The 12660-nt window shown below is 61.7% G+C and carries 14 protein-coding genes; 9 read left to right on the top strand and 5 right to left on the bottom strand.

Going from position 1 to position 12660, the window contains the following annotated elements:
• Nucleotides 1-197: 197 nt before the first annotated feature.
• Nucleotides 198-674: a DUF5956 family protein gene (locus ACN50D_RS12060; protein ID WP_211922018.1), complete on the top strand. Its 477-nt coding sequence runs from the start codon at nt 198-200 to the stop codon at nt 672-674.
• 281 nt (nt 675-955) lie between these two features.
• Nucleotides 956-1312, top strand: coding sequence for a histone-like nucleoid-structuring protein Lsr2 (locus ACN50D_RS12065; protein WP_064688425.1), 357 nt, complete (start codon nt 956-958; stop codon nt 1310-1312).
• Nucleotides 1313-1860: 548 nt separating this feature from the next.
• Here ACN50D_RS12065 and ACN50D_RS12070 read toward each other — a convergent pair.
• Complete coding sequence (locus ACN50D_RS12070; RefSeq protein ID WP_064688426.1) at nt 1861-2175, bottom strand: hypothetical protein; 315 nt, start codon at nt 2173-2175, stop codon at nt 1861-1863.
• A gap of 119 nt (nt 2176-2294) precedes the next feature.
• The gene (locus tag ACN50D_RS12075; protein ID WP_249343124.1) at nt 2295-2675 is read right to left on the bottom strand and encodes a DUF6188 family protein; all 381 of its coding nucleotides are present in this window, start codon (nt 2673-2675) and stop codon (nt 2295-2297) included.
• A 78-nt stretch (nt 2676-2753) separates the two neighbouring features.
• On the opposite strand from ACN50D_RS12075, the gene ACN50D_RS12080 reads away from it, so the two are divergent.
• The 5 genes from ACN50D_RS12080 to ACN50D_RS12100 all read left to right on the top strand — a co-directional run bounded on the left by ACN50D_RS12080 (nt 2754) and on the right by ACN50D_RS12100 (nt 6277).
• Nucleotides 2754-3104 (top strand): hypothetical protein, encoded by a 351-nt coding sequence (locus ACN50D_RS12080; protein ID WP_211922022.1) that lies wholly within the window; start codon nt 2754-2756, stop codon nt 3102-3104.
• A 420-nt stretch (nt 3105-3524) separates the two neighbouring features.
• On the top strand, nt 3525-3773 hold the full coding sequence (locus ACN50D_RS12085) for a hypothetical protein (protein ID WP_211922024.1): 249 nt from the start codon (nt 3525-3527) through the stop codon (nt 3771-3773).
• Nucleotides 3773-4315, top strand: a complete 543-nt coding sequence (locus tag ACN50D_RS12090; RefSeq protein ID WP_211922026.1) for a hypothetical protein — start codon at nt 3773-3775, stop codon at nt 4313-4315. The genes ACN50D_RS12085 and ACN50D_RS12090 overlap by 1 nt, the downstream gene beginning before the upstream one ends.
• A gap of 625 nt (nt 4316-4940) precedes the next feature.
• Nucleotides 4941-5753 carry an alpha/beta fold hydrolase gene (locus ACN50D_RS12095; protein WP_211922027.1) on the top strand — a complete coding sequence of 271 codons (813 nt, stop codon included), beginning with the start codon at nt 4941-4943 and terminating at the stop codon, nt 5751-5753.
• A complete protein-coding gene (locus tag ACN50D_RS12100) occupies nt 5750-6277 on the top strand; it encodes a CGNR zinc finger domain-containing protein (protein WP_211922028.1) in 528 nt (175 codons plus the stop codon). The genes ACN50D_RS12095 and ACN50D_RS12100 overlap by 4 nt, the downstream gene beginning before the upstream one ends.
• A gap of 543 nt (nt 6278-6820) precedes the next feature.
• On the opposite strand, the gene ACN50D_RS12105 is transcribed toward ACN50D_RS12100, so the two are convergent.
• Together ACN50D_RS12105 and ACN50D_RS12110 are read right to left on the bottom strand one after the other, a co-directional pair.
• Complete coding sequence (locus tag ACN50D_RS12105; protein ID WP_211922029.1) at nt 6821-7660, bottom strand: SDR family NAD(P)-dependent oxidoreductase; 840 nt, start codon at nt 7658-7660, stop codon at nt 6821-6823.
• Nucleotides 7657-7956 carry a nuclear transport factor 2 family protein gene (locus ACN50D_RS12110; RefSeq protein WP_249343086.1) on the bottom strand — a complete coding sequence of 100 codons (300 nt, stop codon included), beginning with the start codon at nt 7954-7956 and terminating at the stop codon, nt 7657-7659. The genes ACN50D_RS12105 and ACN50D_RS12110 overlap by 4 nt, the downstream gene beginning before the upstream one ends.
• 231 nt (nt 7957-8187) lie before the next feature.
• Between ACN50D_RS12110 and ACN50D_RS12115 the strand changes: the two genes are divergently transcribed.
• A complete protein-coding gene (locus ACN50D_RS12115) occupies nt 8188-9015 on the top strand; it encodes a MerR family transcriptional regulator (protein WP_211922031.1) in 828 nt (275 codons plus the stop codon).
• A gap of 839 nt (nt 9016-9854) precedes the next feature.
• Here ACN50D_RS12115 and ACN50D_RS12120 read toward each other — a convergent pair.
• Entirely contained in the window at nt 9855-10865 is a 1011-nt protein-coding gene (locus ACN50D_RS12120) for an NADP-dependent oxidoreductase (protein WP_307850519.1), read from the bottom strand.
• 155 nt (nt 10866-11020) lie between these two features.
• On the opposite strand from ACN50D_RS12120, the gene ACN50D_RS12125 reads away from it, so the two are divergent.
• Nucleotides 11021-12601, top strand: a complete 1581-nt coding sequence (locus tag ACN50D_RS12125; protein WP_283245757.1) for an MFS transporter — start codon at nt 11021-11023, stop codon at nt 12599-12601.
• Nucleotides 12602-12660 lie beyond the last annotated feature (59 nt).

Raw genomic sequence — 12660 nt, forward strand, 5'->3', positions numbered from 1 at the left:
CGACCCTGTGAAGCCGCTGGACGCCTTTTCGGTGCCGGCGGCTTCGTCATATCCGGTGGCGATCAGTGGCGACCGGGGAGGTCTACTGGCGGTTGTGCAGTATTCGAAACGTGCAATATTCATCAGCCCCGGGACGGACCGCTGTGAATCTGTCCACCTTGATCCGGTGTGTTCTCAGGTCGACCAGAATGGACGACATGGCGCAGTACTGGAGCGAGTATCCGTGGTCCGAGGTCGACGGTCAGGTGCCCAGTGTCCTGCCTGTGGGTCGCTACGTCAGCGTCGTTTCGAATGGACACGGAGCGCTGACTGCGTGGGTTGCGGGGCCAGGCCGGTGCTACCGGACACCGTATCCGGCATCCGCGCACCCGCCGGTACGGGTTACTCGCAGTGACCCGAGCAGAGAATCCGAGGAAGTCTGGTTCGAGCCCTTTACCGAGGAAGACCTGCGGATGGTCAACGACGACGTCAACTCCTACCTCGCTGAGGCCGGAGTTCGGTTGCAACCCCGGGGGTACAAATGGCACGTGCTGGTCCCTGAGCGCGTCCGCGATGGCGAAGCGTTGGAGCACGCTCTGCGTGAGAAGAACCAATACCTCGAACCGGCCGAAATCCTAAGAGCAATAGAGCGATTGTACGAATCGCTGGTCAGCCAGATACCGCCGACTTCCTGACTAGTCCCACCAGTCTGCGGTCTCAGCCAGACCGAATTTGTTGCACGATCACACAGCCAGTCGCGAACAGGCTGCGGAAACGGGCTCCAGTACAACCACCAATTGTCCATAGTGAACCTTCCTCAATTGTGCTGTTGCACTGACTCAGTGACGACCTGGCAGGTTGACCTCATCGGCGGTCTTGTCGTTTCGCAGCCCTCGATCGTCTCGGTGCGGACACAAGGGTTGCTAGGGTTACCCGGTCATTGGAGAGATTCCTATCGAATTGGAGACGATGTTGCATGGCTGAGAGAGTTATTCGCCAACTTATCGACGATCTCGACGGTAAGCCGATCGACGACGGGTTCGGCGAACGCATCCAATTCTCGTATCAGGGGTCGGACTACCTGATCGATTTGCGGCCGACGAACGTCGACAAGTTCAACGCCGCCCTCGAGCCTTTCGTGAAGGTCGCCGAGAAAGTCGGAAAGGCACGCCGCGGCAGTAAAGCTGATGTGACGGCGAAGGATACCGGTTCCGGGCGCTCGAAAGAGCAGCTGCAGGCAGTGCGGGACTGGGCAGTCAAGAACGGCTACGACGTGGCGCCACGGGGGCGGATCAAAGCGGAGATCCTCGACGCCTTCGACGCTGCGCACTGATTCGATCCGATTGATACGGCACGACATTCAAAGCTGATGCGCAATCGGGTGTGAGGGGAACCGTTTCCTCGCACACCCGTATCTTCCTAACCCGGCGTAGATTCCGCCACCGGCCGTCAGCTGTTGCGAACTGCGGGTGTTTCCAACAGAAAACACCCACGAATTACTCGTTTTCCGCAGTGAAGGACGTCGAAGCGCATCGCCGTCTGCGCTCGGCCGCCGACTGCCACTGCGAACAGCAGAGATTAGACGCAGTCATCTCCGGGTACAGTTCCGCAAGCAGCCTGCGGAGTGCGCGCATACACAATCCAGTCGGTCCACCGTCGACGTCTTGCGCTCATTCTGCAGGCTGCACCCGCAACCGTCAGTCCAGATCATTCCCCGAGTTCCCTTGCAGACGAGTAGGCCCGGCAACGGAAGCATCGTCGACGGCCTCACACAGTTCACTCCTCGTTGAGCCAGACACCTTCTGCGGCTTGAATCTTGCGGATCATCGAGGGACCTGCGGTCTATCGAACCTGCTGATCGCCAGCACTATCGGCGACGGCTCAGGCGGAATAGAGCGACTGGAACGTAGTCACGAAGCCGTCGATGGTTTCGTGCACTTCGGCCTCGTCTTGCGGTGCGCGGCTCGGGTCATCGTGTCGTAGAGCGTTCATGATTTCGATCTGCCCCCATGCCCAGCGTAGGTCTTCGTGGCGATCGTGTTGTTCGTGCTCGTACGTGTCGACGATCGATTCGTAGACGGTTACCAAGGCGTGCAGGGAAGTTCGGCCGTGATCGTAGTCGTCGGCTACCTCGAGGATCAGAGTGTGAAGATCTGGTGATTCGGGTGAAGGATCGTGCGGGTTGTCCGAAGTCATGAGTCTTGTCCTCGCGATTGACGGCCGGGGAAGGTTCCGGCGGGGATGAAGTGTGCGACAAGTTTGTGGTCTCGGGAGTAGCGCTCGGGCGTCGGTCCCGGTATTCATGGAGAGCCATGTCAGTCGGTGCTGGGCCAGTTCCACGCTGCGATCGTGCCGCCAGGTGTCGAGACGACGAGCACGTTCCCGGGCGCGGAGACGTTCCAACTTTCGAAATCCGGCGACGGTGGCACCGACAGTACGGTGCCGGTGTCGAACAGTACGACGAGTGATCCGTCTGCGGTGCAGGTGCTGAGTTCGATTGTCGCGCCGGTCAGTTCCGCTGCGATGTCTGTTCCGGATGCAGGTGCCGGAAGGCTGATGGTGACTTCGGTGTCGTCAGGAAGGGTGAGGACAGGGTTCTCCTCGACGAAGTATCGAACGTGCGCGTCAGTTTCGAACTGTAGGGCGTGACCGACCTCGGTGCGGACAACCCGCTGTCCGGCACCTGGAAGTTTCATCGCGTTCACGTCAGAAGGATATGACGGCACTCTCGGCAACACCGCCCCGACGGTCAGCGGCAGGCATACTTAGGTGCCATGAGCTACAACCTGGCGTTCTGGGCCGGAGGCGATGATCTCGACCCCGGCAGCGTCTACACGCGTCTGAACGACGAGCAACACGTCGACAGCGTCGACATGGTGGACCGCGACCGTGTCTTGCGGTTGTTTGCGGAGGATCTCCCAGGCTGGACGTGGGACGGGCAGTTCCTGCGCCCGCCCGGGTCTGACCCCGAAGGAACACCGGCCTACGACGTATCCATCGGTGAGCAGTTGGTCGAGTTCATCGGCTACAAATTCCGAGGAGAGCATGCAAACGAGATCATCGGCGCGATGCACTCACTCGGCCACCGCCTCTACGACCCGCAGATCCTCGAACGATTCGCCTGAGTCCCGACGGGAGAGATTGAAGTTCAGCCTTCGCAGGTCGCCGTGTTGTTGTGGCACGCGGCCGCATGAGCGGCGAAACAACAGCTCGCTTGGGGGACTGCGAGCGTCAGGGCACACCGACTACACCAGGCTCTCTTGGCGGCGGCCGACGTTCTGGAGGCGCCCACAATGGCGATCTCACCTTCGTACGGAGATGGCGCCGACAAGGGCGCCTGACCCTCAACCCGGATGTCGACGTCAGCTGCATGGACACAATTGAAGCGTGGAGCCTGCATTTCTGTCACGAAAATTGCGGACGAGCTAGACGGAGAAGAACCGGAAGTACACCGGAAAATTGGGGGAGCGAAACCTCCAGCCCTCCTTGTGGATCCGGGGTAACGCGACGAGGCGAGGAATGAGCATCGAATACGGCGAGGAGCGATGCTGATCACCATGACCGACAAGATTCCACCGAACGGCCCGTACTATCGGATCGATATCGAAAATTCTGCCCCAGGCGTGCGGGCTGGACAGATGCACTTGCAGGACGATCGCGGTGGGAAGTACTACTACAACTTCAACACCCAAGAATTCGAAGGCGCACCCCAGTCTTTGATCAAGAAGATCCAGGGCGACAACGCCTACCAGAACGCGTTGAACAAAGGCGCACGCTTCCTAGGAGCGAACTGATGTTGGTCGAAAGCAAGCCCTGGCCGAGTATGCCTGCCTTCGACCTGGAAGTTCACGCGCCTCGGCTGGTCACGGGGCAGGAGATTCGTGTCATTGGAGTTTCCTTCGGCTCAGAAGGTGATTCCCTTGTCATCAATGCCCTTCTATGTGGTGCGCCCAGAATCTTGTTCAACGTGGCGTCGATGCCGTTGGCAGTGGTGTCCAAGGAATCGGATGGGCATCCGATCGTCTATGGCGTCGACGGAATGCTCCCCGACGGCGGTATCGGCGAAATCCCCCTATTGCCGGGGCTTCTCGACGGGCCGATGTCCTTGTACTGCGCTGGGCTGGTGTTGAGCGGCGACTTCCGCGTCCAAGCCCAGACCCACCGTGTGGTGGACGGGATCGTGTACTTCTCGCTGCACTGCCGCACCGAGAACGGGGCGCTGGTGGACTACGACGTCGCCTCCGTCGCGGTCGATCTCATCCGCCGCCGTCTCGACGGCGCCCTCGACATCGACGTCGACGACACCACCGACGCCGGAGACACCCACGCGCAATAGTACCAGATTGGCCCCCGAAAACTGTTGCAACGGAGCATTTTCGATGCTCACTTGAGGCGAACGGAATGCTGATTTTCGGAACAAACACGAAAACAACCTTCATCGCGGCACTGTTCTTCGCCCCCCAGTTGTGCCGGGTCACCGCAGCGCAGCGCCTGCACCGTCGCCGCACCTGGTTCACCCTGTTCTTCCTTTGGATTCGTGTTCGTTGTGCCGCAATAGTGCGTCGGCGTCCCGCATCGACGATGCCGCGGTACCGTCGACCGTCCGCAGGCTAGTTCCATCCGAGTGCGAGGCGGACGACGCATCTGTAGAAAAGTTGCGTCTATGGGGTGAAACCGCACCGCGGCCCCCGAAGACCCCAAACCACCACGGTCGGCCACACCGAAACGCGAACATGACCTCGGCAGAGACTGAAAACCTTCGGACAAAAAGCGCACCGAGTGTTGTATGCGGGCGTGGCAGTTCGCGATTGTGCTCACGCTGCCGCCGCTCGCGCCCCGTTGCGCTCAGGCAGATGGTGGGACGGTCGATGGACGCCGTCAACTGCCGTAGCCCGTCCCTCTGTTACCGTCTAACTGTTACCGTCTAATCAATTAAGACGGTAACAATGAAGGGGTGCTCCATGAGTGATTGGTCGCTCCCCGAGTGGTTCGACGTTGGCGACGGCACGGTGCGATGGAACTCGGTCGGCGACGGACCAGCGCTCGTCCTGATGCACGGCACACCCTTCTCGTCGTACATCTGGCGGGACATCGCCCCGGTGCTCGCTCGTGATCACCGGGTCTACGTCTGGGACATGCTCGGATTCGGACAGTCGACCCGCACCGCGCCAGATGTGAGCCTCCGTCAGCAGGCGACGATCTTCGTCGATCTCCTCGAGCACTGGGGAGTATCCGTGCCTCGGGTCGTGGCGCACGATGTCGGCGGCGCGGTCGCGCTGCGGGCGACGCTCCTGCACGGCGTGGCCTTCGAGTCGCTCACGCTCATCGATGCCGCCACGGTAAGCGGGTGGGGCGCCGGCGGGTTCTTCCAGACCGTCCACCAGCACCCCGAGGTCTTCGAGGCGCTCCCCGACTGGGCGAGCGCTGCCCTGATCGATGCCAAGATCCGGTCCGGCAGCCACGTGGGTCTGCGCGCGGAGGCCCTGGCTTCGTACACGGGCCAGTGGACAGGCACTGATGGGGCACGGGCGTTCTACCGGCAGTACGCCCAGGGCGGCGAGGACAACACCGACGAGCTGCAGGGCCGACTCCGGTTGCTGGACATACCGATTCACGTGATCTGGGGTGCGGACGATGCGTGGCTCGGTGTCGACTACGCTCAGCGGCTCGTCACGGCACTTCCGGATCACGCGCGGTTCTCGATCATCGACGGAGCCGGGCACATGGTGCCGGAGGATCGGCCCGGCGAACTCCTCAGACTGCTGAGCGCGTGAGCGCCGCCCAGTCCGCCGTGCCCGAAGAGCTGCGTGTCGTCGAAAAGTTCTGCAACAGCGCCACGCTGCTGCACGGCATTGACGCATTGGCGACCATCCGTGGCGGGCGGGAGTGGCTCGTCCGGCACGGATGGGGCGGGGAACCCACGCTCGAGCATCTCGACTCGTTGCGTGGCGCGCGCGAGGTCATTCGCGCCTTCCTGGCCGACCGCACTGATACGGCAGCGCGGTCCGCCCTGAACCGGCTCGCGCAGGAGCACTGGGCGGGGCCCCACGTCGACGACGACGGTCGGCTCGCGCTGATCCCGTCGGGTGCGCAGCCGGTCTCGCCCGCAGGAGCGGCGGTCGGGGCGCTCCTGCTCCACGGCCTGACCGGGTCGGGGCTGCGGCTCAGGACCTGCGCGTCGGATGCGTGCCGGTGGGTGTTCTACGACAGTTCACGGTCCCGGACGCGGACCTGGTGCGACATGAACACGTGCGGTTCGCGGAGCAAGATGCGCCAGTACCGCGATCGGCTCGCATGAATCTGAGCCAACCCGACGGGTTTGGCTTGCAGGGCTGGCCACCTCCGAAGGCAGGGTAAGGGTCTCGAACGCGGCAGCCTCAATGCTCGGTGTGAGCTGGTCTGCCGTCAGCCGAGAACACCTTGATGCGGACGCGAGACCGCACCCCCTTTGAGTGTCAACCAGATCCGATCATAGAGAGTGCTTTCCGGCAGAAGTCCGGGGCGGCCACTGCAACGCAATCGGACGCCGCTTAGTGGAAGTATTGCAGCAATCTCCTCGTGCAGATTCAACGAAACGTGTTTGGGTAGTCGATCTTTCGAGCGCAGTGTGGATGTGTTAGATGCTGTGAACGGCTGACGCCGGAGGGTCATTCGCGCTAAAGTTGGCGGGTACGCTGAGATGGGCACTCAACTTGAGTCTTCATGTTCGCAACGAACCCCAATGTTCTAGGAATCTAGAACGCGGGGGTTCGCTGTTTGGTAGGTGTCGGGCGTTCTGATCGACCGAACATGCACGGCGTCATGCCGGCCGACTTGCGGTTTGTCTCGTTTCGAGAGCTGTCTAGTTGGGGAAATCTGTTGAACGTGAAAGGGTTTCGTTAGCGCGGATGTCCGCCAGTGCCCCCTCTAGCGTGTCGGTCACGGCGTCAAAACCGCCGTTGCCTAGGACCAGTCGTCGGGGTGGTGGGTCCTGAGCCATCGCCGCGATCACTGCACGGGCACCGCGGCGCGGATCGCCGGGTTGCGCACCGTCCATGCCCACGAATGTTGCGCGGACCTGCTTGAGCATCTCGTGGTATTCCGGGATCGGCTCTGACACTGGTTCGTGAGCGAAGCCGGCGTAGGCGTTGGTGCGGGTCGCTCCTGGCTGGACTGCCAGTACGGAGATGCCCTGTGCGGCGACCTCATCGCGTAGCGTCTCGGTGACCGCTTCGACGGCGAACTTCGTCGCGCTGTAGTAGCCGAATCCGGGTGCCGCCACGAGCCCGGCGACCGAGGACACGTTGACGATCCACCCGTCGCCGCGGGCGCGCATCCCGGGCAGTACCGCGCGTGTCACCGACAGCACGGCGAAGAAGTTCAGCTCGAACATTGCCCGCATCGAGGTATCGTTCATGCCCTCGATCGATCCGAACCAGCCGCGGCCGGCGCTGTTGACCAGCACGTCGATCCCGCCGAACTGCTCTTCGGCCGCACGCACCGCGCGCTGTACCTGCGCGGTATTAGTGACATCGAGCGACACGACCAGAACGCGGTCACCGTACTGCTCGGCCCACGCCGCCAACTCATGGGGACGCCGGGAGGTAAGCACTACGCGGTCCCCCGTCTCCAGTGCGGCCTCGGCAAACGCGACCCCGAAACCGCCGGGCGTGCCTCCTGTGATGAACCATCGTCGCGTCACGGCTCGATCACCAACTGGCTGATCAGCGCGCCGTCCAACGTGAAGCGGTAGTGCAGGTCGGCGACTCCGCCGGGGAAGTTGCCGTCCAGGTGCTGCTCGACATCGACAGTGGTGGCGGTCGTGGTGGCGCCGGTGAATTCGGATGTATAGGTGTACTCACTGCCGCTCACAGAGGCGGCCAGCCAGGCTCCGATCTCGTCGCGGCCCGTGTAGCCGCGGCCGTCGTCGGTCACGACCGCATCGGCGGTGAAGGTGGCCAGCGCTCGAGCGTCCTCTCGGTCGTTGAGGGCGGTCATAAACGTCTTTACTGTGTTCGGGAGTCCATCCCATGCTGTTGTCATGACCCCACGATGGAACTTCCCGTAAGGGGAATGTCAACCCAGGGTGCGATCTCGCATGCCTGGCTGCAAGTGGGATCGGTTCGGTCTCGAACGGGACCTCTCGGACTTGCCCTGCAGTGTTGACCTTGCTCTAGGGGGAGACTGCAGGATGCCCCTACAGCCCGCCAGCGCGCAGAGGAGGATGCCATGAGTGCACAGGTCTCGATCGGTGACTTCGCAGTGATGACCAGCCTGAGCAGGAAAGCGCTCCGGCATTACCACGACATCGGCATTCTCGAACCAGCCCATATCGATTCCCGCACGGGCTACCGCTTCTACGACACCAGCCAGGTCGATCATGCACACATCATCCGACGGTTCCGATCGCTGGGCATGTCCATTCCCGACATCAAAGCGCTGCTGAGCACCAACGACGCCGAAACTCGCACCGAGATCATCACGACTCATCTCGAACAGATGGAAGTGCGGCTGCAACAGACCCGCGACACCGTGAGCGCGCTGCGCGAGTTGCTGTCTCCAGTGCAGACCCCCGCCTTCGTGGCGGTGCGCCATGAAGCTGCGCTCGCCGTGTGGTCAATCGGCGCTATCCTCGAGGTTTCCGAGATCGACACCTGGTTCGCGGCGACGCTGAAGACTTTGCTGGACGCAGTTGCCGCTGTAGCAGGCGCACCATCCGCAGTGGTGCCTGGTGGTCTCTACGAGCGAGCGCTCTTCCTCGAATCGCGCGGTAAAGCAACTCTCTTTGTCCCCGCGCTGCACTCCATCGAACCTCCGGAAGGCGTCCGTGCCGAGGTCTTACCTCAGGCTGAGTTCGCGGTGCTCACCCACTCCGGCGGACACGAAGGCATCGACCGCAGTTACGCGGCCCTGGGCACATACGTCAACGAGCAACTAATCAGCCGACAGGGGCCAATCCGCGAACACTACTTCGGCGGCACGCCCTCAGCTCCCACAATGTTCACCGCTACAGAAATCTGCTGGCCGATCTTCAACACCACCCCACCGTCACCATGACAACAGCCCGTGGCCGAAATAGCCCCCCGGGGGGCGGGGCCCGTAGCCTCCAAGCGGCGCCATGGTCGAGAACCGGTGTCAGGGCCCCGGCGATCATCGTCTCAGTGCCAGCAGCACGCCTAGACCTCGCCGCCGCAGTGGTCGCAGCCATCGTCAAAACCATCCTCGGGTCGCCACCGACGCCGAACGCCGAACGAGTCGTCCCGACTCGTCGAGACCGCACATCAACGCACGGCCACCTGGCCGGCATTCGCCTAAACAATCGCAGCAGACGACGTGCTGCAAAGCCGACCACTGAGGATCGGCCAATCGACGGGCGATTGACACTGATCACCACGTGATAGTGGATGAGATAATTTGCAACACAAATGATTGCACCTGGTAATGAATGTTACGTATTCGGTCGATGAAATACGTTGTGATGTAACGAAATATGTTCGCCGTGCATGTGCATCGAGGATGCCGCCCTTAAGCGTGGGCGTCAAAATGGACCGCTTGCCGCCTTCAGTTCCAGGTGAGTAAATGCCTGTCACTCAACCCGGTCGGTCGGATCTGCCACTGCATCCGCCTGTCCGGCGACGTTGCCACCTGCGGTGTCCTCCGAAGAGAACTCCGCTTCGCTCCGAGGGCGCGGACGCGACCAAGTTCTATAATCCGTCGATTTACCTCGGTTGATCGTGAAAGGGCCGTGACGCCGACGTGCGCCCTTTGCTCAGTCATTCCAAGCTTCCTGACCCGAGAAAGTCGCGAATGTCCTTGATGTCTCGGCGCGTATCTGTTCACAGGGGCATGATCGTCACGGGCGGTCTTCGTAGCGATCTGGGCGCGCCGGGCTGGTCTTACAGTCGGCACAGGGTCTTTCCGATGTTATGGCCGTTGAGCATTCCGACGAGCGCGGCGGGGGCTTGTTCGAGCCCCTCGAATACCGTCTCCTGGCAGGTCAGCCTTCTCGCGTTGAGGTGTCCGCCGACTTCCGAACGGAAGTCAGTGTAGAGCTCGTCATAGGTTCCTGCGCGAAAACCCTTTATTTGCAGGCTCTTTGCGGTGACTTGAAAGAGATTGGCAGGCCCGGGTACGGGGGAGTCGGTGTCGTAGGTCGAGACGGCGCCACACATTGCGACGCGTCCCCCTGGCCGTAGGTGATCCAAGGCCGCCCCCAGGTGATCTCCGCCGACGTTGTCGAAGTAGGCGTCGATACCGTCGGGGACGAACTCGGTCAGTTGCTTTTTCAGGTCGTCGGCGCGATAGTCGATCGCGTGCGAAGCCCCGAGCGTATTCCTGAGGTACTCGACTTTTTCCGGGCCTCCCGCCGAGGCGACAACCGTGTTGCCTCGCAAAGTTGCCAATTGCACCGCAATACTCCCGACGGCGCCAGCCGCTGCCGAAACCCACAGCACGTCTTCGGGTTTGAGCTCGAGGATCTCGAAAATCCCTACGTAAGCGGTCAGCCCTGCACTGCCCAACGGACCTAGGTACCATTCCGGGGCGAACTCGCCTGGGTCGATCCTCGTCAATCCGCCGGCACCACCGAGAGTTTCACCGCCTGCGGTGACCACTGCATAGTCGCGGTAGCCGAACATGTGCGAGACCAGCTCACCGGCAGCGAATTCTGGACTTCGCGATTCGATGACGGTACCGAGCGCCAGACCGACCAATGGATCTCCGGGGGTCAGCGGTGGTAGGTATCCCGGTGTTGTTGCTGCATTGAGTCGCAGTCGGATCGACGGGTCGATTGACAGCCACGTGTTTCGGATCAAAACCTCGCCTGGCGCCAACGGGGGCACTTCGGCATGGACGATCGCGAGATTGTCCGGCACCAGACGGCCAGCCGGGCGCGAGGAGAGACACACAACTCGATTGTGAATGGTGATGACAGAGGCCTTTCGCGCAGATGGGAACTACCGCAGTCCGGGTGATGCCAGTTCGATGACGATGCCGAAACTAGCACGAATTTCGCCTAACTGAATTAAGTTTAGGTTATTGTTCATTGATCGAGAGGGGCATCATGGATTGCGGTCGGTCAGTGAGCATCTTTGCGCCACTGCGCATTGGGCGACTCCGCATGATGCTTGGCTTCCAACTGTGCGTAAGCGTCGGGGTATGGATTCTGGTACTTGCGGTGCAGTGGACGTTCACCGAAGCCGGGGAGTCTGCGACGACGGTATCGATGGTTCAGTTCGCCGCCAGCTTGCCGTTCTTCGTGTTGGCGTTGCCGATCGGCGCGATGGCCGAGTTCGTCAGCCATCGTCTACTGCTTGTCGGTACCGCAATGGTGTTGACTGGGTCGACGATCGTGCTGGCGGTACTGCAGCAGTTGGGTTTGGCGAAAACTCCGATTTTGATGCTTGCGGTCTTCGTCGGCGGCGCAGGTCTGGCGTCCGTCGCTATCGTCTGGCAGGCGTTGCTGCCCAACATAGTCAGCCGCGAGATGATGGCGGTGGTTCCTGCGATCGACGGTGCCGTCTTCAATGGTGCGCGCGCGATCGGGCCGGTTATCGGTGGTGCCGTTCTCGCCGGCTGGGGATCGACTTCGGCTTTCGCCTTGACTGCCGCTCTGTTCGCCGTCTGCGTCTTCGTCGCGGCGCGGACGGTACCCGCATCGACCGGGCGGGTCGAAGTGCACAATTCGATAGGCCAGGCGGTGGCAGGAAGCGTGCGCTTCATTCGCCATTCCCGCTGGACCAGGCGATTGCTGCTGCGACTGACCATGTTCGGGATCCCGGCGAGTTGTCTGTGGGGGCTTCTGCCGCTGGTCGCGCATGATCGGTTGCAGGTGAGCACGTCCGGGTTCGGAATCCTCTCTGGCGCAATCGGAATCGGCGCTGTGCTCGGTACGATCCTGCTGATGCCGCTGCGCGCGCGGATGAGTTGGAATCACTTCGTGGCGCTAGGCTCGGGTGCATATGCGCTCGCTCTGGTCGGTTTGGTCGTGATCCCGTGGGTCAGCGCGATGTTTGCCGTTCTTGTAGTGGTTGGCGCCGCGTGGGTCGGGGTTCAGAGCACCTGGATGATCGCCGCTCATGCCGTGGTTCCCCGATGGATCAAGGCGCGTCTTATCGCCTTCGTCATGTTGATGTTTCAGGGGAGCCAGGCGATCGGCGCCCTGTTATGGGGCGTCCTTGCCGACTCGCTCGGCCTCGTTCCCGCCGTGCTACTGGCCGCACTGTTGATGTTCGTCTCGGTGTTCGAGACACTTCGCCGCGGGATCATGCCGAGTGAGGCGATTGCCCCCGAACTGACCGGGGCACCGGATCCCTTGGCCCCTAATGCCGAATACTCCGGTCTGCGCGTGATCGTCGAGACCACCTATCACGTGCTCCCTGGCCGTACGGAAGAATTTCTCGACAACGTGCACGAACTCAAACTCTCCCGGCGGCGTCTTGGTGCACTGCGCTGGAGCGTGTCGCGATCGGCAAACGAGCCCGACATCTACGTTGAACACTGCACGTTCCGTGATTGGTCTGAGTACCTCGCTCAGGAGACCGAGCGACTGACCGTTCCGGAGAACCGGGTGCGGACGAAATTGGCCAAATATCTTGTCTTAGCGCCGCAAACCCGAGTACTCGTCGAGCCGAAGCTATTTTGACAAAGCACGATGCCCGGTTTTGCACGTCTTCGGAAGACGTGCAAAACCGGGCATTACTA

Origin of the sequence: Rhodococcus sp. SB1D (assembly GCF_048573875.1) — a bacterium.
GTDB lineage: Bacteria > Actinomycetota > Actinomycetes > Mycobacteriales > Mycobacteriaceae > Rhodococcus_F > Rhodococcus_F qingshengii.

Coding starts and splice junctions, on each gene's coding strand:
- ACN50D_RS12060 (WP_211922018.1), top strand. CDS start 198: ATGGCGCAGTACTGGAGCGAGTATCCGTGGTCCGAGGTCGACGGTCAG.
- ACN50D_RS12095 (WP_211922027.1), top strand. CDS start 4,941: ATGAGTGATTGGTCGCTCCCCGAGTGGTTCGACGTTGGCGACGGCACG.
- ACN50D_RS12110 (WP_249343086.1), bottom strand. CDS start 7,956: ATGACCGCCCTCAACGACCGAGAGGACGCTCGAGCGCTGGCCACCTTC.
- ACN50D_RS12075 (WP_249343124.1), bottom strand. CDS start 2,675: ATGAAACTTCCAGGTGCCGGACAGCGGGTTGTCCGCACCGAGGTCGGT.
- ACN50D_RS12080 (WP_211922022.1), top strand. CDS start 2,754: ATGAGCTACAACCTGGCGTTCTGGGCCGGAGGCGATGATCTCGACCCC.
- ACN50D_RS12125 (WP_283245757.1), top strand. CDS start 11,021: ATGGATTGCGGTCGGTCAGTGAGCATCTTTGCGCCACTGCGCATTGGG.
- ACN50D_RS12085 (WP_211922024.1), top strand. CDS start 3,525: ATGCTGATCACCATGACCGACAAGATTCCACCGAACGGCCCGTACTAT.
- ACN50D_RS12090 (WP_211922026.1), top strand. CDS start 3,773: ATGTTGGTCGAAAGCAAGCCCTGGCCGAGTATGCCTGCCTTCGACCTG.
- ACN50D_RS12065 (WP_064688425.1), top strand. CDS start 956: ATGGCTGAGAGAGTTATTCGCCAACTTATCGACGATCTCGACGGTAAG.
- ACN50D_RS12115 (WP_211922031.1), top strand. CDS start 8,188: ATGAGTGCACAGGTCTCGATCGGTGACTTCGCAGTGATGACCAGCCTG.
- ACN50D_RS12070 (WP_064688426.1), bottom strand. CDS start 2,175: ATGACTTCGGACAACCCGCACGATCCTTCACCCGAATCACCAGATCTT.